The sequence below is a fragment of the Maribellus mangrovi genome, assembly GCF_037646455.1.
GTDB lineage: Bacteria > Bacteroidota > Bacteroidia > Bacteroidales > Prolixibacteraceae > Draconibacterium > Draconibacterium mangrovi_A.
On sequence record NZ_JBBIXN010000004.1, the window covers coordinates 256,725 to 276,105 of the forward strand.

General features: G+C 42.1%; 15 protein-coding genes. 6 read left to right on the forward strand and 9 right to left on the reverse strand.

Annotated features, from left to right (window positions below; translation table 11 throughout):
* Positions 1–133: 133 nt before the first annotated feature.
* Both WFY05_RS16560 and WFY05_RS16565 read left to right on the forward strand, forming a co-directional pair.
* Positions 134–952 (forward strand): prohibitin family protein, encoded by an 819-nt coding sequence (locus WFY05_RS16560; RefSeq protein WP_340114020.1) that lies wholly within the window; start codon positions 134–136, stop codon positions 950–952.
* A gap of 146 nt (positions 953–1,098) precedes the next feature.
* Positions 1,099–1,596 carry a PaaI family thioesterase gene (locus WFY05_RS16565; protein ID WP_340114021.1) on the forward strand — a complete coding sequence of 166 codons (498 nt, stop codon included), beginning with the start codon at positions 1,099–1,101 and terminating at the stop codon, positions 1,594–1,596.
* A gap of 38 nt (positions 1,597–1,634) precedes the next feature.
* Here WFY05_RS16565 and WFY05_RS16570 read toward each other — a convergent pair whose 3' ends face one another.
* Positions 1,635–1,814 carry a hypothetical protein gene (locus tag WFY05_RS16570; protein ID WP_340114022.1) on the reverse strand — a complete coding sequence of 60 codons (180 nt, stop codon included), beginning with the start codon at positions 1,812–1,814 and terminating at the stop codon, positions 1,635–1,637.
* A 201-nt stretch (positions 1,815–2,015) separates the two neighbouring features.
* Here WFY05_RS16570 and WFY05_RS16575 point away from each other — a divergent pair, with 201 nt between their 5' ends.
* Both WFY05_RS16575 and WFY05_RS16580 read left to right on the forward strand, forming a co-directional pair.
* Positions 2,016–3,923, forward strand: a complete 1,908-nt coding sequence (locus WFY05_RS16575) for an OmpA family protein (RefSeq protein ID WP_340114023.1) — start codon at positions 2,016–2,018, stop codon at positions 3,921–3,923.
* A 6-nt stretch (positions 3,924–3,929) separates the two neighbouring features.
* Positions 3,930–4,943, forward strand: coding sequence for a GntR family transcriptional regulator (locus WFY05_RS16580; RefSeq protein WP_340114024.1), 1,014 nt, complete (start codon positions 3,930–3,932; stop codon positions 4,941–4,943).
* Here WFY05_RS16580 and WFY05_RS16585 read toward each other — a convergent pair.
* From WFY05_RS16585 to ilvD, 5 genes are all read right to left on the reverse strand, one after another.
* On the reverse strand, positions 4,940–7,021 hold the full coding sequence (locus WFY05_RS16585; RefSeq protein ID WP_340114025.1) for a TonB-dependent receptor: 2,082 nt from the start codon (positions 7,019–7,021) through the stop codon (positions 4,940–4,942). The two genes, WFY05_RS16580 and WFY05_RS16585, sit on opposite strands and share 4 nt — an antisense overlap.
* 109 nt (positions 7,022–7,130) lie before the next feature.
* Positions 7,131–7,475 (reverse strand): iron chaperone, encoded by a 345-nt coding sequence (locus WFY05_RS16590; RefSeq protein ID WP_340114026.1) that lies wholly within the window; start codon positions 7,473–7,475, stop codon positions 7,131–7,133.
* Positions 7,476–7,572: 97 nt separating this feature from the next.
* Positions 7,573–8,115: an acetolactate synthase small subunit gene (ilvN, locus tag WFY05_RS16595; protein WP_340114027.1), complete on the reverse strand. Its 543-nt coding sequence runs from the start codon at positions 8,113–8,115 to the stop codon at positions 7,573–7,575.
* 29 nt (positions 8,116–8,144) lie between these two features.
* Positions 8,145–9,842, reverse strand: coding sequence for a biosynthetic-type acetolactate synthase large subunit (gene ilvB, locus WFY05_RS16600; protein ID WP_340114028.1), 1,698 nt, complete (start codon positions 9,840–9,842; stop codon positions 8,145–8,147).
* Between the two features lie 57 nt (positions 9,843–9,899).
* Positions 9,900–11,729, reverse strand: a complete 1,830-nt coding sequence (ilvD, locus tag WFY05_RS16605) for a dihydroxy-acid dehydratase (RefSeq protein ID WP_340114029.1) — start codon at positions 11,727–11,729, stop codon at positions 9,900–9,902.
* A 381-nt stretch (positions 11,730–12,110) separates the two neighbouring features.
* On the opposite strand from ilvD, the gene WFY05_RS16610 reads away from it, so the two are divergent.
* Entirely contained in the window at positions 12,111–13,583 is a 1,473-nt protein-coding gene (locus WFY05_RS16610; protein WP_340114030.1) for a TolB family protein, read from the forward strand.
* Between the two features lies 1 nt (position 13,584).
* A complete protein-coding gene (locus tag WFY05_RS16615; RefSeq protein ID WP_340114031.1) occupies positions 13,585–15,345 on the forward strand; it encodes a DUF6057 family protein in 1,761 nt (586 codons plus the stop codon).
* Between the two features lie 28 nt (positions 15,346–15,373).
* On the opposite strand, the gene WFY05_RS16620 is transcribed toward WFY05_RS16615, so the two are convergent.
* From WFY05_RS16620 to WFY05_RS16630, 3 genes are all read right to left on the reverse strand, one after another.
* Positions 15,374–16,099: a hypothetical protein gene (locus WFY05_RS16620; RefSeq protein WP_340114032.1), complete on the reverse strand. Its 726-nt coding sequence runs from the start codon at positions 16,097–16,099 to the stop codon at positions 15,374–15,376.
* Between the two features lie 49 nt (positions 16,100–16,148).
* Positions 16,149–17,393 carry an MFS transporter gene (locus WFY05_RS16625; RefSeq protein WP_340114033.1) on the reverse strand — a complete coding sequence of 415 codons (1,245 nt, stop codon included), beginning with the start codon at positions 17,391–17,393 and terminating at the stop codon, positions 16,149–16,151.
* A 100-nt stretch (positions 17,394–17,493) separates the two neighbouring features.
* Positions 17,494–19,365, reverse strand: coding sequence for a RagB/SusD family nutrient uptake outer membrane protein (locus WFY05_RS16630; protein ID WP_340114034.1), 1,872 nt, complete (start codon positions 19,363–19,365; stop codon positions 17,494–17,496).
* Positions 19,366–19,381 lie beyond the last annotated feature (16 nt).

The window sequence follows — 19,381 nt, forward strand, 5'->3', positions numbered from 1 at the left end:
GTGTTTTTACTGTTCTTCAAATATAACAGAATGTTCAGAAATGACAGTAGCGAGTGATTCAAATTAATCATAATGAACGTGCCCGGAAATCGTTAAACTTTGTACATTTGTGCAAACTACAAAAAAGAGTGCTATGAAATTCAATTTTAAGTCTTCGTACATCATCATAGGTGTTATTGCCTTAATCGTTTTGCTGCTTTTTGGCGGCCGCATGTTTCTAATTATCGAAGCCGGTGAGCGCGGTGTAATTTTCCGTCCTTATACAACCGGATTGGATAAAGAAAATATTTACGGTGAGGGATTCCATGTAATTGCACCGTGGAACGAAATGTACATTTACAATGTTCGCGAACAGCAGCGCGAAGAAACCATGGACGTGCTGGATAAAAACGGTTTATCGATTAATACCGACGTAACCGTACGTTTTAATCCGAGTTACGATAAAATCGGCTTCCTGCACGAACAGTTTGGTGTTAATTTTATCAATGTGCTTGTTATTCCTGAAGTTCGGTCGTCGGTTCGCCAGGTAGCCGGGCGTTACACGGCTGAAGAGATCTACTCGACCAAAAGGGCAGAGGTGGAGCAGGCCATTATTACTGAAACAAGACAAACGCTGGGCGAGAATTTTATTGATATGAAAGCTTTGCTTATTCGTTCAATTAATCTGCCGCCGCAAATTAAAGGAGCTATTGAAGCCAAACTTCAGCAGGAACAGGAGTCACTGGCCTACGAATACCGACTGACCAAAGAAACGGCAGAAGCTGAACGCCGTAGAATTGAAGCAGAAGGTATTGCCAACTATAACCGGATTATTAATGCTAGTTTGACGGATAAAATATTGAAGCAAAGAGGTATTGAGGCCACGACTTCATTAGCTGAATCGCCAAACTCGAAAGTAATTGTGATTGGCAGTGGAGAAGATGGACTACCACTGATTTTGGGAGGAAATTAAAAGCTGCATAAAGGAGATAAGAGGCTGGTGAAAACCGGCCTTTTTATTTCTTAGATGAAGAGGCCATGGAATACTACGTGGCGCTTCTTCAGAGCTCTTGTCCTCCGTCGGGGGACAATCGGAATATTAGAGTAACAATCTGAAGTATGAAAAAAATCAGAAATCCCTGGAAAGATCCAAAGAACAAAGGCGAATACAATTGCTTTGCCTGTTCGCCGTATAACGATTCGGGACTGCAACTCGAGTTTTGGGAAGACGGAGAAGAGATTGTAACAAAATGGGATCCCCTGCGAACTTACGAAGGTTGGATCGGTGTTTTACACGGCGGGATTCAGGCCACACTGCTCGACGAAATAGGCGGATGGGTGACCATGTTAAAATTGAAAACCACCGGGGTAACGAGCGATATGCAGGTGAAATACCTGAAACCTGTGACGGTTGCCGGCGGTGAAATTATGGTTCGCGGAAAGCTGGAATCGGTGGAAGGACGGATAGCCAATATATCCGCTTCATTGTACAACGGTTCCGGAGTTGAGTGCGCGCGGGCAAACTTAGCCTATTTTGTATTCCCCGAGAAAATTGCGAAAGCCCGCTATCACTACCCGGGAATAGAAGCATTTTACGGCGACGAGGATTCGCAGTAATTGCAACCCTTCGTCGGAATTAGTATTTGAAGTGAATTTTAATTGTCCAGTTCGTCGTCTTCAGATGAATAATCGTTTAACTCTTCGTCTTCAAAATCGTCGTAAATGGAAAGCCTGTGCTTTGAAGAACCTTGCTTTTTTGATCCTGAAACTCTTTTTTGTTTCCTGTCGAATTTGTCGAGATCGCCATTATCTCTCCTTTTTTCATTCTTTTTCATCACAAATTAAACTAAGACTTTTTACAATTTCCCATGAAATGTTTTTTGCTTGCAACCGTTACATTTCATGCGTCTGATATTTAAAAATTAGAATCTGTTATAAATTTGTATTTTAGGGCAAAATAGGAAAAAAAGTAATTCAAGTAAATACCAAAGCCGTTAAAAATGTTGTTTTTGCTTAATAAATGTAAGCCGTTAGTAATGAGATATTCAAAGCTGTTGATTATAATATTGGTGTTGCTTAACCTGTCGTTAGAGGTGGCTGCACAGGGCGACAAACGCACTGAAAAAATGTTTGAAGCTGCCCGAACGCTTTATTCTGAAAACAATTACACCAAGTCGATCGATGTTTGTGATGAGATATTGAAAAAAGATCCGGAACATGTAAATACGCATTTGTTGCTGGCCGAAATGTACAAGGACATGGATTCAACGCGACTTGAAATCAATCATTTGACAAAGGCACAGAAAAACAGCGATAATCCCTTGATTGATTTTAGGTTGGGAGAGGCGTTTTACCGCTTAGGTATGTATTCGGAAGCATTAAGTTTTTATGAAAAATATAAGGTCAACAAAGCCATTCCCGAGAAGCGGCAATTTTTACTCGCCTGTAAAATGGCCAGTTGCAAGTTTGCGATAAACTCCATAGCAAATCCTGTCGATTTCGAGCCCAACAACCTGGGCGATAACGTCAATAGTCCGAATGATGAATACTGGCCAACCCCAACTTTAGACGGGAAACATCTGGTTTTCACACGGCTGTTAAAAGATTCGGTATCGCGTCCTCAGGAAGATTTTTTTGTGGCCGATCTCGATTCGATTCAGTGGGAAGCCGAACCAATCAGTGAAGTAAATACACCTGATAATGAAGGTGCTCAAACTTTGTCGGCCGATTCAAAGATCATGTTTTTTACGGCCTGTAACCGTGAGGATGGATTTGGCAGTTGCGATATCTTTTTTTCGCGTATGGTCGACGGGAAATGGACACCGGCGTGTAATGCCGGAGAACCTTTGAATACAAGGTCGTGGGAAGCTCAGCCATCGCTTTCATCCGATAATCACTACTTGTACTTCTCGAGTAACCGTCCAGGAGGTAAAGGGAAAAAAGACATATGGCGCATCGAATTTTTGGGCTTTTCTGAGCTTGGAAATCCCAAATGGGGCAAACTCGAAAACCTGGAAGCGATTAATACCGACGGCGATGAAATTTCACCGTTCATTCATGCTAACAATCAAAATTTTTATTTTGCTTCCGACGCTCACATCGGCATGGGAGGTTTTGATTTGTATTCGGCTGAGATCGATGTTGACGGAACGGTAAATAACCTCAAAAATATGGGATACCCGATAAATACTTATCGCGATGATATGGGATTAACGATCAGCTCGATTGGCGACATCGCTTATTTTTCGTCGGCACGGGATTCAGAACGAGGACTTGATATCTTTTCCTTCAATCTTGACAGAGGCTTGCAACCGAATCCGGTAACTTATGTACAAGCCACTGTAACCAATAAAAAAACAAAGGAACCTGTTGCTGCCGAAATTGAACTGGTGAATTTGAACTCGAAAGTTGAAAAGAGCCGGATACAGTGTGCCGATGAAAAGGGACAAGTTATACTGGTCTTACCCTTGCGTCGTAATTATGCTTTTAATGTATCGGAAGATGGATTCCTCTTTTATTCGCAGTCGATGCAACTGGCCAATGAGAATACGCTTACTGATCCAATCATTTTAAACATTGAACTGGAACCAATAGAGGTGGGCGCACAAATGGAATTGTACAATATTTATTACGAAACCGATTCATTCCGGATCTTACCACAGTCGGAACCGGAATTGCAAAAACTGGTTGCCTTCCTTGAAAATAATAGAGAATTAAGGGTAGAGATTCAGGGACACACTGATAGCTCGGGTAATCCAGAAAGTAACCTCGAACTATCAAAGCGAAGGGCACAATCGGTGGTTGATTATTTAGCGGAACACAATATTCAGGTTGGCAGGCTGGTTTCGGAAGGTTATGGCGACACACGTCCCATTGCCAGTAACGAAACGGCGGAAGGCAGGAAGCAAAACCGTAGAACAACCATCAAAATTATTTCAAAATAAGAAAGTATGACGAATCTGGAACGCATCGATCACGAATCGGAAATACCAAAATACAAGCAGGTGGTTGAATTGATCATCTCGGATATTGAGGCCGGTATTTTTAAAAAGGGTCAGCGTGTTCCATCCATCAATGAAACCAGTGAAGAACTGTTACTCTCGCGCGATACGGTTGAAAAGGCCTACGTTTATTTGCGCAAAAAAGGGATACTCTCACCAGTTCGCGGGAAAGGTTATTATGTGAACAAAGCCAACCTTCAGAATAAATTTAAGGTTGCGCTGGTTTTTAATAAGCTCAGCAATTACAAAAGAAATCTCTATTATTCGTTTGTTGAGACCATGGGGGCCAGGGCCGACGTGGATGTTTTTATTTATAACTATTCGATCAGTAAATTCGAGGAGATCATCGAAAACCAGCAACACAATTACGATTACTTTGTGATCTTGCCACAATTTGCTGAAAAGAGTGTTAAAGGTGCCGAGATCATTCGAAAAATAGAAAAAAAGAAAGTTCTCCTGATCGATCGGAACCTGGATGTGCTTAATGATTATCCGGTTGTTTATCAGGAGTTTGAAAAAGATATCCAGAGCGCATTGCACGAGGGAATTGCGTTGCTCAGGAAATACAACAAAATAAATCTTGTTTTTCCGAAAAGTGAGTTTTATTCTAAAAACATCATGCGAGGATTCAAGATATTCAGCCAGGTTAATGAATTTGATTTCTCTGTTATTAATTCGCTGGAAGAAGCCGGGATTGAAAAACATCAGGCATACGTGCTGGTGGCTGACGAAGATTTGTACCGCTTTGTGAAAATATGCCAGGATAAACATTATAAGCTGGGAACCGATGTTGGTGTAGTGGCCTACAACGATAATCCCGTAAAAGAGATCCTTGAAGGCGGAATTACCACCATCTCAACCAATCATGACGAAATTGGACGGATGGCTGCAGAAATGATTCTCAGCAAAGACTTTCGGCGTATTAAAAGTCCGTTCCAATTTGTTCAACGAAAATCTCTTTAATGTTTCGCCGCTTCCAGTAATCCTAACGAAACAGTAACGTAATAATTTCTTGGATTCCCGGGGTAATAATATCGAGGTGGATTTCCCCCGAAAGAAGGAGCATTTACAGCAAGCATGGCTGCATAATGTACGTCAAAAATATTTTGAATACCACCCTGCAATCCAATTTCAAGCCGGCCAATACTTCCTTTGTATTGAAGTTCGAAGTTGGTAATCCCAAATGCATCAGAATAATCGCTATTGGCATCGTTAACGGGCATCTCTCCGTTATAATGGTACCAGGTTTTTATATTGAAGTTTTTAACGGGGTAAAGATTTGCTGAGATTGACATCATTTTTTGTGCTGTACCGGGGAGCAGATTCCCGGAATAATCTTTTCCCAGATCAATAAAATCGGTGAAATGATAGTCGGCCAGTGTGCCATTTGCGGAAACAGCGAGCAAAGTATTTCCTTTGTGTGTAATCGCTTTCCAGCTGAGTTCGGCTTCCAGCCCCGGATGCAGCGATTGACCGGCGTTCACTCCAACATACGCATCTTCTCCCGTTCGACGGGCAACCAATAAGTTTTTGATGTAAATGCGGTAGTAGCTGGCTGAAAACTGAAGGCGTTTTGCAATGACCGAGCGAAATCCGGCTTCAAAGTTCCATCCGGTCTCAGGTTTGATGTCCGGATTCACTTCACCCTCGGGTAACAAGGTTTCCTCAAACGATGGGGTAGAAAATCCATGACTGACATTCCAAAAAACAGAAAAATTTCGTGTGAAAAGTACATTCATTCCTATACGTGGCGAAACAACCGGCTTGTAATCTCGGTCACCCGACTGATCGCCATTTTCAATATAATGATCCTTATAATGAAAGCGGGTGAGGTTGCCGTTTACTCCCGCCGATAAAAATACTTTGTCGTTAAAACTCGACTCCATCTGAAAAAATAGGTTTTCGTATTGTCGCTTTTCATTGTTGTCCGAGATCAGATCTTTACTTTCGTTGTCCGAAGTTTTCCAGTCATAGTTTTCCCGAAACATTTCAAACCCGGTGGTAAAAACAAAACGTGAGTTTTGGGTGTGTATAATTTTTTGTGCTTCTGTCCGCCATGCCAGGTAGCGCGACGATTCTTCCAGGTAATTGAAGGGTCTTTTTTCATTCAGGTCTTTCAAACTTCCAACAAGCGATACTGAAATTTTTCCTTCGCGGGTGGTAAATCGGTTGAACGAGACTCCCATTTGAGCTTTTGAGTATTGCTCGTAACCGTTTACGCTTTGCCAGTTGGCTGCAGCCCGGTATGGTGTTGTGTCAAAAGTTTCCTTATCGAGCGAGCTGGGGATGTAGGCTTTCATGCTTGTTGTATTCAGCAAAACCTGGAGATTGGATTTATCTGAGAATTGATAGGTATTGTTTAGTAACAGATTACCTCTTTTGGTGGAGTTATTATCGCGATACCCATCGCTGTTCAGGTACGATCCGAGCGCAAAAACCTTGTATTTTCCGTTGCTTACTCCGGCTGACAGCGTGTTTTTGATAGTTCCGAATGAGGCTACAGTGGTACGGCTTTGTACAAAATCTTTTGTTACTATTTTCGGGTGGAAAAGAATAACACCGGCCAGTCCGGCGCCATATAAACTTGATGAGGGGCCTTTAATGACTTCAATCCTTTTTATTGAGAGATTTTCTAGGTCTTCAAGAGTCGTTTCTCCATCGCCCGAAGTGAGTGGAATTTCACCAAAATAGGCTTTTATTTTATTGGTTCCGTAGGGTGTTCGCGAACCAATCCCGCGAATCGTTAAACGATTTGTATTCAGTGTTCCATGGTGCATTAAAACACCGGGTATCTGGTTAAGTGCATCAACCGGAGTAAGGGCATCGCCACTTTCAAGTTTGTCACTTAAAATCAGGTTGATGGGGGCCGGGGTGTTAAAAATGTTGTATGGCGAACGAAAAGCAGTAATGGTGATCTCTTCAAGGGGATCGTTAACCACAGTAGTATCTTCTTCCGGGAAAGTCACCTGAGCATAATTATTTTGTGGTGCCAAGAATAGTATCAGCAGAATAAAGGTTAGTATTGGGAAAGCTAGTTTCATCCGTTGCTCTGTTTTCCGTTTTCCTATTCAAATGTACGAAAACTATGTAAATGAGTTCTTCGTGGAAATGTTATTCCTGGATCGCAAGAATTTGTTAACTTCCCGAAGTTTAGCGTGCAGTATTTTCTTTCACCCTGAACTGCACAATGCGTTGAATCAGATCGATGGGGAGCGGTTTATTTAGCGGGAATTGAACGGATCCTTTTCCCTTTTTGTAAGCTGAAAGTTCGTCTGCAAATTCGCGATGACCACTCGGAGTGGCATAAAAACCAATGTGATTTTTATATCCGGCAAAATATACCAGAGGCTTTCCATCTAGCTTGTAGGCAGGCATGCCATACGATATGCTTTCTGTTGCATTTGGTGCTACTTTCTGAATTGTCATCCTCATCTGCTGAAGCAAGTTCTGAATGTCCTCAGGAAATTTGGAAATGTATTGATCTACTTCATTCATACCACAAATTAGTGATTTTCGAGTAATTTGAAATAAAAAAGCCTGTTCGAAACCGAACAGGCTGATTCATATTGATTGTTATGAATATTCTTGATTTTTAATCCATGCTGTTCAATAGAGCATCTCTCTCTTTCAGGAACTCAGAAAGACGTTCGATCGGATCACGGGTAATGGCCACACGTCCTGAACGGATAAACTGCAATACTTTGAACTTATTGAGTTCTTCGAACAGTGCCTGCGTTTCTTCTTTGTGACCTGTTTTTTCAATAACCACATAGTCTTTCGTGATTTCCAGAATACGCGCACCTGCTCTGCGAACGATCTTTTCTATATCGTCGCTTTCGTAAATCGGCTCAATGGGAACTTTGTACAAGGCAATTTCCTGGTACACCATTTCTTCGTTGGTGTGGTAAAATGCTTTTAATACATCTACCTGCTTTTCGAGCTGACGCACGACCTTTTTCACCTGTGCTTCCGTTTCGTGAATTACAATGGTGAATTTAAAAATACCGTTAATGGCTGATTCCGAAACGGTTAAACTATCGATATTGATTTTTCTTCGGGTAAAAACAATGGTTATTCTGGTTAACAAACCAATGTGGTTCTCGGAATATATTGTTATGATGAATTCTTTCTTCATTTTGTTTGTTTTAAGCGTTATTGGTTGATTTATGGCTCTAGCATTACATCTGAAACCGAAGCCCCTGTTGGTACCATCGGGAACACATTGTCTTCTTTTTCAATGGTAACTTCCAGCAAATACGGACCGTCATGATCCAGCATTTTTTGGATTCCACTTTCCAGATCTTCTCGTTTGTCAACACTGTGACCATCAATTCCAAATCCTTTTCCAATGGTGATAAAGTCGGGGTTTTGCAACTCGGTGAACGAATAGCGTTTTTCAAAAAACAACTGTTGCCACTGGCGCACCATCCCGAGGAAGTGATTGTTCAGTACAATTATTTTTACCGGAAGTTTGTTTTGTGCGATCGTTCCAAGTTCCTGGATCGTCATTTGAAAACCACCGTCTCCGATCACTGCAATAACAGTTCTGTTGGGGGCTCCAAGTTGAGCGCCCATACTGGCAGGCAAGCAAAATCCCATGGTTCCCAAACCTCCTGAAGTAACATTGCTGCGCGAGTGTTTAAATTTGAAGTAGCGCTGAGCAATCATTTGATGCTGGCCTACATCGGTTACCAGAATCGCATCGTGGTTGGTTTTTTCCGAAGCCAGATTAATTACTTCACCCATGGTTAATCCCGGCTTAGTGGGATGGATATCCTTATCGATTACCTTCTCACGCTCAATTTCCATGCATTTGTGAAACTCCTCCATCCATTCGGAATGGTTGTTTTCTTTTACATTAGCAGTGAGCATTTTCAGTGCTTTTTTGGCATCGCCTACAACCGTTACATCGGTTTTAATGATCTTATCGACCTCGGCGGGATCGATCTCGATATGAACAATCTTGGCCTTTTTCGCATACTCGCTTACTTTGCCTGTCACCCGGTCGTCGAAACGCATACCCACGGCAATGATCAGGTCGGCTTCGTTTGTAAGCAGGTTTGGACCGTAATTCCCGTGCATTCCCAACATTCCAACGTTTTGCGGATGATCGGTTGGTAAAGCCGAAAGCCCCAGTATTGTCCATGCAGCTGGAATTCCAGTTTTTTCTACAAAAGCTTTTAATTCATCTTCGGCACGCCCAATAATGATACCGTGTCCGAACAGAACCATTGGTTTTTTGGCTACATCGATTAAATCAGCTGCGGCTTTTACGTCATGCGGATCAACCGGCATTTCCGGAAGGTACGAACGTATTTTTGTACACTTTTTATATTCGAAATCGAGTTCGCCAAACTGGGCGTCCTTTGTTAAGTCGATCAGTACCGGCCCCGGGCGTCCTGAGTTGGCCACATAAAATGCTTGTGCAATTGCTTCAGGAATTTCTTCGGGAGTGGTAACCTGGTAGTTCCATTTGGTAACAGGAATGGACATACCCACGATGTCTGATTCCTGGAAAGCGTCGGTACCAAGCAATGGTGACGCCACCTGACCTGTTATACAAACCAGCGGAGTGGAATCGATCATCGCATCCGCAATTCCTGTTAACAGGTTGGTTGCACCCGGACCTGATGTTGCGAAACAAATACCCGGTTTTCCGGTGACTCTTGCATAACCCTGAGCACCATGGACGGCACCCTGTTCGTGGCGGGTTAGAATGTGTTTAACATTTTTGTCGTGATCATACAATGCGTCGTAAACAGGCATAATCGCACCACCCGGATATCCAAAAATGGTATCAACTCCTTCTTCCAGTAAAGAAAGGATCACTGCTTCTGAACCGGTAACTTTTTTAGCTGTCATACTGTTTATTTTTTGTGCCAATAACAGGCTATGTCTATATTTTGTTTTATTAATTGATTAATCGATTAGTCGGATTGCACCCAAATCGGCCGAGGAAACCAAACTGGCATAAGCTTTAAGCGCTTTAGAGACTTTACGCTGCCGTGTTGCAGGTTTCCAGGCTTTGTCGCCTTTGGCCTCTTCTGCCTTTCGGCGGTTAGCAAGTTCTTTTTCCGAAATCAAAAGGTTGATCGAACGTGCCGTTATATCAATTTCAATTTTATCATTGTTTTGAATAAGTCCGATGGCGCCTCCGCCTGCTGCTTCTGGCGAAACGTGGCCAATTGACAGTCCTGAAGTACCACCGGAGAATCTACCGTCGGTAATCAGGGCACAGTCTTTATCCAGTTGCATCGATTTCAGGTACGAAGTAGGGTAGAGCATTTCCTGCATTCCGGGACCACCTTTCGGACCTTCGTAACGAATAACGATCACATCGCCTTTTTGTACGGTTTCGCCCAAAATGCCGTTTACAGCATCTTCCTGCGAATCAAAAACTTTTGCTGTCCCGGTGAATTTGAAAATGGATTCATCAACACCTGCGGTTTTCACGATGCAACCTTTTTCGGCAATGTTACCAAAAAGTACGGCCAGCCCGCCGTCCTGGTTGTATGCGTGTTCAATATTTCGGATACAGCCTTTTTCGCGGTCGGTATCCAGCTCTTTGAACCTACTTTCTTGCGAACCCATCACCAGGTTTCTTCCGCCTCCGGGAGCAGATTTAAATTTTCTTATCGCGTCGTCGCTAACGTTTTTGCTCGTTACATCGAATTTTGCAATGGCTTCGGCAAGTGTATTCCCATCAATGCGGTTTACTTTGGTTTCAAGCAATCCGCCACGGTCGAGTTCTGCCAAAATGGATAGAATCCCACCGGCACGGTTCACATCTTGAATGTGGTAATGCGAGTTTGGCGCCACTTTACACAGATTTGGTGTTTTTCGCGAAAGCTGGTCGATATCGCTCATAGTAAATTCAACTCCGGCTTCGTGTGCAATGGCAAGCAAGTGAAGCACTGTGTTGGTCGATCCACCCATGGCAATGTCCAGTTTCATGGCATTCATAAAAGCATCGCGCGATGCAATACTTCTCGGAAGCACACGGTCGTCGCCCTCGTAATAATAAGTTTTTGTAGCTGCCACGATTTTCTCCACCGCTTCTTCAAAAAGGCGTTTGCGGTTAGCGTGGGTTGCCACTATCGTTCCGTTACCCGGAAGTGCTATTCCAATGGCTTCTGCCAGGCAGTTCATCGAATTGGCTGTAAACATTCCCGAACATGATCCGCAGGTAGGACAGGCGTTCTGCTCTACCTGAGTGAGATAAGCATCAGAAATCTTTGAATCAGCGGCCATTACCATGGCATCTACCAGGTCGAGTTGTTTGTCGTCGACTTCACCGGCTTCCATCGGTCCACCAGAAACAAAAACTGCTGGGATATTTAAACGCATGGCACCCATCATCATTCCGGGTGTTATTTTGTCGCAGTTCGAGATGCAAACCATCGCATCTACTTTGTGTGCATTACACATGTATTCCACACTGTCGGCAATTACATCGCGTGATGGAAGCGAATAGAGCATCCCATCGTGTCCCATTGCAATTCCATCGTCTACCGCTATGGTATTAAATTCAGCGGCAAAGAAACCGTGTTCTTCAATAAGGCCTTTTATGTGCTGGCCAATGTCGTGAAGGTGAGCATGACCGGGGACAAACTGGGTAAATGAGTTTACGACGGCAATAATAGGTTTGCCAAATTGTTCTTCTTTTACTCCATTTGCTCTCCAAAGGCTTCTTGCTCCGGCCATTCTGCGACCTTTTGTTGTAGTATCGCTTCTTAATGGAATCTGCATACTATTTCGTCTTTTACTGTCGGTTTATACATTAAAAAAGCCTTTCTCTGTTTTCGAGAAAGGCTTGTAAATATTGTTTCACTTTATAACATACGCTAGCCTTCCTCAGAAAATCCAAGAATGACAACCAGAATGACTAGAATGTTAGTAAATGTTCTCATCGTATATTGTTGAGTTTGGAAACAAATGTAGAAATTATAATTAATTCGCAAAACGATTTGAAATTAAAAAATAGTTTTTTGTGTGAAATTTAAATTTGTAGTTCAGTTTTTATTCCATTTGTTAAGATAGAGTACTGCATTTTATCTGTAATATTCTATGTAAATATTTGGTTAATACGAATTTCAATTTTTACTTTATACAAAATCTAAACTTATGAGCATGCGATGGATGTTAGTGCTGTTGGTATGTGGTGTTTTTCTGTGGGGATGCGCAGGAACTCCGGGTGAGGAGGTAAAAGCCACTGACAGTAATCCCAAAATAGAGCCCGATTATTCCGATTTGATTATACCCGCCAACATTGCTCCGCTGAATTTTAAAGTTAACGAAGAAGGAGATGCTTTTTATGTGAAAGTAAGTGGCGATAACGGTGAAGAATTAGGTGTTCGGGGAAATCGTCGTTCAGTATTTCATTTTCCGGAGAAGAAGTGGAAAAAATTACTCATCGCGAATGCGGACAAAACGATACATTTTGATGTTTTTGTAAAGCGCGAAGGAAAATGGACGGCATTCAGGACTTTCAGCAACTCGGTTTCTTCCCAAAAGATCGATCCGTTTTTGTACTATCGCTTATTGTATCCGGGTTACGAGAGCTGGTCCGAGATAAGTATTGTGCAACGAAGTTTGGAGAGTTTCGAGGAAAAAGCAGTCATCGAGAACAATGTTGTCGGGCAAAATTGCGTGAACTGCCATGCTTTTAATAATCAGAACTCGGAGGACTTTATGTTTCACATGCGGGGTAATTTGGGCGGAACTTATTTTGCTGATGGTGATGAACTAAAGAAAGTGAACCTGAAAACCAAGGAAATGCAAAATGGTGCCGTGTATCCGCGATGGCATCCTTCGGGTGAATATGTAGCTTTTTCCTCGAATAAGGTGGTGCAGCAATTTCATGCCATGGAAAACAAAAAGATTGAAGTTTCCGATCTGAATTCATCGCTTGTTTTATACGACCTTGATGACAATGAAATAATGCAGGTTCCTGTCGATCCAGATAAACAGTATATGGATACATATCCGGAATGGTCGCCCGATGGACGCTACCTGTATTTTTGCCGGGCAGTCCAAATTGCACATAATTACGATTACCGCGATACGAAATACAATTTATACCGTGTTGGATTTGATCCCGGGAAAAGAAGATTTTCTGAACCTGAATTAATTTTTGATGCAGCAGCAATCGGAAAGAGTGTTTCATTTCCACGAGTATCTCCATCCGGAGATGTACTTATTTTTACCCTGCATGATTACGGCTGTTTTTCGATTTGGCATAAAGAAGCCGATCTATATTCGATCGACCTTGAAAACTTACAGGTTGCCAGATGTGCTAACAACAGCGATTTTACCGAGAGTTACCACAGTTGGTCAAAAAACGGGAACTGGTTGGTTTTCAGTAGTAAAAGAGGCGACGGATTAACGGCGAGACCTTACATATCATTCGTGGACAAAAGCGGAATGACTTCGAAACCTTTTATTCTGCCGCAGAAAGATCCGGAATTCTACAAAGGATTTATTAAGACATTTAATATCCCCGAATTTGCAACGGCTGATGTTAATTTTAAACCGGGTAAACTAAGAAAAGCCGCCGGTGAAGAAGCCATACAAGCCCGGTGGACAACAATCCAAAGCAATTAAAATGAACACTGTTCCTAATAAAACCAACTTTTTAATCCGGCTTATTCCTTATGCCTTGCTGTTACTTTTTACGTTTTTATTTCTCTACAGCTTTACCGATTATATTTTCTATTACCAGGAGAAGTCGTCACTGTTTCTTGTCACATTTTCTTTTCTGACACAGCAACTCGATCATCCGGGCGGATTTCTGGAGTACCTGGGAAAGTTACAAAGCACATTTTATTTTTACCCTTTTGTTGGTGCTCTTATGGTGAGTGTTGAGATTTGTGGCATAATTTTCTTGACCAGCCGGTTGGGCAGAAAATTAGTAGCAGAACGCTTTATTCTTGTACCTTTTATAATAGGATCCCTGCTGTTTTTTCTGCAAACCAATTACCAGTACCAGACTCTCAATAACCTGGGCATATTGTTCCAATTGCTTTTGTTTTTGGGGATAATTGCTATTCCTTCAAAACACCGGTGGATTTCTTTGATCCTGGTTCCGGTTACCTATTTTCTTTTTGGCAGTTTTTCGTATTTGTTACTTGGCATGCTTACCTTATTTTTCCTTTTAGAAAAGAGCTGGTTACAACTGCTGTTAACTTGGCTGGGATTGGTTGTTTTCTTTTTTCTGGGTAAAGAGTTTTTATTTTATCAAACTACAAGTACGCTGTTGGTTTTTCCCTTTTCAATTACCGATATAGGCGGACAGTTAATTCTGTTCGGAATGGCCGGACTTTTAATGGTACTTATCCCTGTGTTGGGAAAGATTCATCTAAAATCAGTTGAGAACCTAAAAATCCGACGTGTCGGGATAACTGAATTTTTTCCTTTCCTGATATTATTATTGCTGGCAGTTGCGGTATTTATGCGAGTTGATAAAAAGAATGAACACTATTTTCATGCGGAGAAATTGTTTTATGAACAAAAATTTGATGAACTGATCCGATTTAATTCTCGCGTTCCAACAAACAACAAACTCACCTTATTTTTAAATAATGTGGCTCTGACTGAAACCGGACGTTTGGGAGACTCATTTTTCAAATTCCGACAGAGCCCCGATGGAAGTACACTATTTTTAAAATGGGAGAATATAGGCCAGTTTATAAGGTTTGGCGGTTACTACTACTATGCAGTTGGAATTGTGAACGAGGCACAACGATGGGCCTACGAGTATACTGTAATTTATGGGTATACGCCCGAAACTATAAAAATGCTGATAAAGACTGAGCTTATTAAAGGGAACTACAAGACAGCAGAAAAGTACATTTCAATTCTCGAAAAATCTGTTTTTTACAAAAAAGAAGCGTACAATTTTCGAAAGTTTCTGAATAATGATGAGGCGGTACTGGCAGATAAAGAACTTGGAGCTAAAAAGCGAATAGATACTCAACTCGATTTTTTTGTAAAGAGCGATGAGCCCTGGCTGAACCTGTTGCCAGTTTTGGAAGCCGATTCGACAAACCGTATTGCCCTGGAGTATGAAATGGCCTGGTTGATGTTGCAAAAAGATATGAAAGGAATTATAGAACTTCTGCCATCGATGGAGAGGGCAGGATTTAAGCGAATTCCCAAAAATGTGGAAGAAGCTGTAGTCACCTATAAATTATTGAGGGTAGGTGAGATGCCCGTGTTAAATACCCTTCAAATCGATCCGAAAACGGAGCAGCGTTTCCAACGATATTACCAGATATTTCAGCAAAACCAGAGGAATAAACTACAGGCACAAAGTGCGCTGCGTGAGTTTGCCGACACCTACTGGTATTATGTGTTTTTCGAATAAAGGGCTATTAATTAGATTTAAGATGCGGCTAAAGCTTAGAAGCATATTCGGCAGCTAGTAGAAAAATGTTATTCTGTGCGGCATCGAAAGCATCGGTACCGTAATTTATCGTTCCCAGTTCAACAATGGCTTTTATAATGTGATTATGTTCCATGCTGTCCAATAAGGGCTGGTAATCATCGAAGAACATAACTCTGGAAGTGGCGAAAGTAGGGCCTTCGCATGCGTAATCACCTGACTCTCCGTTTCTGAGGTCTTGCTTTATTTTAAGTTCGTCGAGTAAATCAAGCTTTAGTTGTTTGGTGGCATTTTTAAGGAAAACTTCCTGAGCAAGCACAACTTCAAGGTTGTAGGTGTAGAAATTAAAACCACCGTGCTGAATGGAAAGTAAATCGCAATTGTAGTGTATTGTGTCTATCGAAATATATTTTGCAATAAGGTGTTCCAGTGCATCATCACGGCTTTCCAGTTCAGGGAATCCATGTTTACTTCTAACCAGATCGTAACCACTTTGTAAGCCACAACAGCCAGCCGTTTGGATATAAAGGCTCGGAAAGTTGTATGAAACAGCATCGACTAAATCTTTTGTTTCCATGCAAGGCCAGTATAACTCCGGAATTTTGCCGGGAAAAGTATCGTTAAAATGTCCGGTGGCATAGAATTCGCAAGGTTCCATTTCCGGTTCTGTTTCATCCTGTTCCGAACAGGAAAACAGTCCGATCAGCAAACAGAAGAGGGGAAAACCGTATTTCATCACTTATGTATAGGGTATTATGGATTAGGTAATCTCTTGATTTAAAGTATTACTCCTTTTTCGATCTTAAACTCGCATCGTTACTTTTAAAAAACAACATAAATGCGATCAGCAAAACGGCAGAACTTAGCGTAATAATGCCCCAAATTGCGTTCCAGTTATAGCCTCCGCCGGTTTTGTAGAAATCGATGATTTTTGCACAAATAAAATTACCGACCAGCATGCCAACTCCAAATGTAACCAGGAAGATAAAGCCCTGGGCTTGTGACTTTAATTCGGCCGGTGCCTTTTTATCAATATAAATCTGACCACCTACATAAAAGAATCCGAAAATGAGGCCGTGGATAAGAATCCCGATGTAATACATCCAGCTTTGATGAATTAGCCCTCCCACGTAGAATGAGAGATAGCGAATCAGTAACGCCACTAAACCGAATATCATCACTTTTCGGAGGCCGAACTTTTTAATGGCCGGTGGAACAAGCAGTAAGAATCCCATTTCGGCCAGTACGCCCCAATTCATAGTAACCGATATGTATTTGGTTTTTATGTGGAGTAAAAATTCCGAAAAGAAAGAAAAGTACATCGCAAAAGGGATCATCGATAAAAACGAGAAAACAATAAAAAGCGCAAAATTCCGGTCTTTCATTAAATCAACTGTCCTTAAACCAAAAGCATCGATAAGTGAACCCTGCTGACCTTTGGCAGGTGGGGGAGTATCGGGCAAAGTTAGGTTGGTTGCAATGGCAACAACGCTAACAGCGGCACCACAATAGAAAGGCAGGTTGGTACCGTCGAAATCAATGTTCAGTAAGCGAATAAATACTACGCTGAACAAGCCTGAAGCAACCCATCCAATGGATCCGAATATCCTGACTTTTGGGAATTGTTCTGAATCGATATGCGCCATAGCAATTGAGCTGGTAAGGCTCCAACTGGGCATGTAGCCAAGCATGGCAATTACCAAACAAATGAACAGAAAATCGGGATTATTCGTGCTCCCGGCCAGGAACAACATGATGGCATTTATGAAGTTAAGCGCTGCCAGCACTTTTTGACCCGAAAAAAAACGGTCGGCTAGCATTCCGACAACGGGCGAAAAAATACAACCGATAGCCATGGAGCTAACAATTAAAGATTTTTCGGTACTGCTAACTTCCAGGTTTGTGAGATATGCCGCTAACGGAACCCACCATACAGCATACATCATGTATTGCAGGAATAACATGACTGAAAGTTTAATACGAACCGGATTAGTCGGGGACATAACCTGTGGAGTTGCTCCTTTTTGCATGATTTGCCTGATATTGTAGTTATTACTATATGAACGAAATGAAAGTAAAAAGACCGGCTGTAAACAGCCGATCTTTTTATCTATCTACCTAAACTTACTATTAATTATACCCCGGGTTTTGTTGCAACTGCGGAGCTTTATTTTGTTCAGTTCTTGAGATTGGGAGCCAGTAGTTGGCGTCGTCCCACGATCGGTTATCAACCACTGTTTCGGTGTCATAATACCATTCTGTGCTACCATCTTCGTAATGGTAAATTTTAATGGCATGTACATCTTTAATTACATCTTCTGCAATCATCCATTTACGAATCATGTACCAGCGGTCGCCCTCGCCAAAGAATTCTACCTGACGTTCGTGGCGATACCATTCGCGGGCTTCAGCCTGATCGGTAGTCATCTTATCAGGTAATCCAGCACGATTTCGAATCATATTTAGTGCATCCATTCCTTTATCAACTTCGTTAAGCTCGATACAAGCTTCGGCATAGTCGAGGATAACTTCTGCATACCTCAATTCTAACCATGCATTTTCGTTGTTAAAGTATTGTCCTACCGTTGCCGGATCCTGGTACTTTTTGATGTAATATCCGTTTTTAGTACCGTTCCATGCTTCAATAGGTCCCTGTCTTGTATCCAGTCCACTGCTTATAAGGTCATCTCTGCTAGTACCTACATAATAACCTGTTCTTACTTTATTCTCCGGATCAAGCGGAGCTGCATCATCAGGACGTTGAATCCAGGGTGCTCCATCGAAAAATACGGTAGCATAGAATCGTGGTTCACGGCCTACGTATGGATTAATCTCAGGATCGGCTTCCAATTCAGCAGCGGTTGCTTTTCTGAGAAACTCGTCGCCCGGTGTATATTTGTCCCAAACAAACGGAGTTCCATCGGCCATTTCAAATTCGCGAACAACAGGTTCATTCGGACCGTTGTTACCCCAGTTGTGGTACCCGCAGGGGCCCCACCAACGGTTTTGAGTAGTGCGGTTACCCTGTGCCTGTAAGTGTTGAACACCCCAAATGGCTTCATCGTTCCATTCACCTTTCTGAGTGAAAATACTAAAGAAGTTATCGGAGTAGGCTTGAACATCTGCTTCAGTTAATGGCGAAGGTGGATCGTTAGTTGATCCTGTTAGTGAGTAATCACCATATTTGCCATCCATAATTTCCTTGGCAATGGTTTGAGCCTGTGTCAGTAGTGAAGAACGACTGTGTGTCTGGAATGAAACCAGTGCGTCAGAAGAATACCCACCGTGCATCAATTCACCTGTACTCCAGCTTAGAATACGAGATTTAAGTGCGGCTGCAGCACCTTTTGTAGCACGGCCTTGTTCCATGTTATCTTTTGTTGGAAGTCCGGCAATAGCTTTGTCAAGGTCGGCAAGAATAAAATCAAGCGTTTCGTCCAGTGAAGATCTTATGATGGAAAGGAAATCCTCATCCAATTCATAAGGCTGGTCAGCTAATACAACACCACCGTACGAGCGCATAAGATTATGGTAATCGAAAGCACGGATAAAATAGGCTTCTGCCTTCATTTGTGCAACTAAGGCCTCATCAGAACTTTTATCGACCGGTACATTATCAACGTTCGCCAGGAATACGTTAACGTTTTTAATGTTGGCATACAGGTTCCAGGTGATCCAGTTAAATCGCCAGTTTCCAAAATGGCCCAATTCATCGGGGCTCATGCTTCCTTTTACAAACGGATAGCCTCCCGGGCGGTGAATGCATAAACATTCGTCGGTAGCTCCCGCAAGTAAATCTTCTCGTAAACCCAGTAACATATTGTTGTCTACGCCTATGAAATCATAGCATCTACCTAAATATGCTTTGGTTAGGTTTAAGTCTTCAAAAACAGATTCCTCGTTAAAAGCATCCACTGCTTTTTGTTCGAGAATATCGTCGCATGACGTTGTTGCCAGCATAAACGCCAACATCATTATTGAATATCCTAATATTTTTTTCATTTTCTTCATTTTTCAA

Bases quoted from the DNA above. Each gene is read 5' to 3' on its own strand.
- WFY05_RS16580 (WP_340114024.1), top strand. From the start codon at position 3,930: ATGACGAATCTGGAACGCATCGATCACGAATCGGAAATACCAAAATAC.
- ilvN (WP_340114027.1), bottom strand. From the start codon at position 8,115: ATGAAGAAAGAATTCATCATAACAATATATTCCGAGAACCACATTGGT.
- ilvB (WP_340114028.1), bottom strand. From the start codon at position 9,842: ATGACAGCTAAAAAAGTTACCGGTTCAGAAGCAGTGATCCTTTCTTTA.
- WFY05_RS16565 (WP_340114021.1), top strand. From the start codon at position 1,099: ATGAAAAAAATCAGAAATCCCTGGAAAGATCCAAAGAACAAAGGCGAA.
- ilvD (WP_340114029.1), bottom strand. From the start codon at position 11,729: ATGCAGATTCCATTAAGAAGCGATACTACAACAAAAGGTCGCAGAATG.
- WFY05_RS16615 (WP_340114031.1), top strand. From the start codon at position 13,585: ATGAACACTGTTCCTAATAAAACCAACTTTTTAATCCGGCTTATTCCT.
- WFY05_RS16585 (WP_340114025.1), bottom strand. From the start codon at position 7,021: ATGAAACTAGCTTTCCCAATACTAACCTTTATTCTGCTGATACTATTC.
- WFY05_RS16625 (WP_340114033.1), bottom strand. From the start codon at position 17,393: ATGCAAAAAGGAGCAACTCCACAGGTTATGTCCCCGACTAATCCGGTT.
- WFY05_RS16590 (WP_340114026.1), bottom strand. From the start codon at position 7,475: ATGAATGAAGTAGATCAATACATTTCCAAATTTCCTGAGGACATTCAG.
- WFY05_RS16560 (WP_340114020.1), top strand. From the start codon at position 134: ATGAAATTCAATTTTAAGTCTTCGTACATCATCATAGGTGTTATTGCC.
- WFY05_RS16570 (WP_340114022.1), bottom strand. From the start codon at position 1,814: ATGAAAAAGAATGAAAAAAGGAGAGATAATGGCGATCTCGACAAATTC.
- WFY05_RS16610 (WP_340114030.1), top strand. From the start codon at position 12,111: ATGCGATGGATGTTAGTGCTGTTGGTATGTGGTGTTTTTCTGTGGGGA.
- WFY05_RS16620 (WP_340114032.1), bottom strand. From the start codon at position 16,099: ATGAAATACGGTTTTCCCCTCTTCTGTTTGCTGATCGGACTGTTTTCC.
- WFY05_RS16630 (WP_340114034.1), bottom strand. From the start codon at position 19,365: ATGAAAAAAATATTAGGATATTCAATAATGATGTTGGCGTTTATGCTG.
- WFY05_RS16575 (WP_340114023.1), top strand. From the start codon at position 2,016: ATGAGATATTCAAAGCTGTTGATTATAATATTGGTGTTGCTTAACCTG.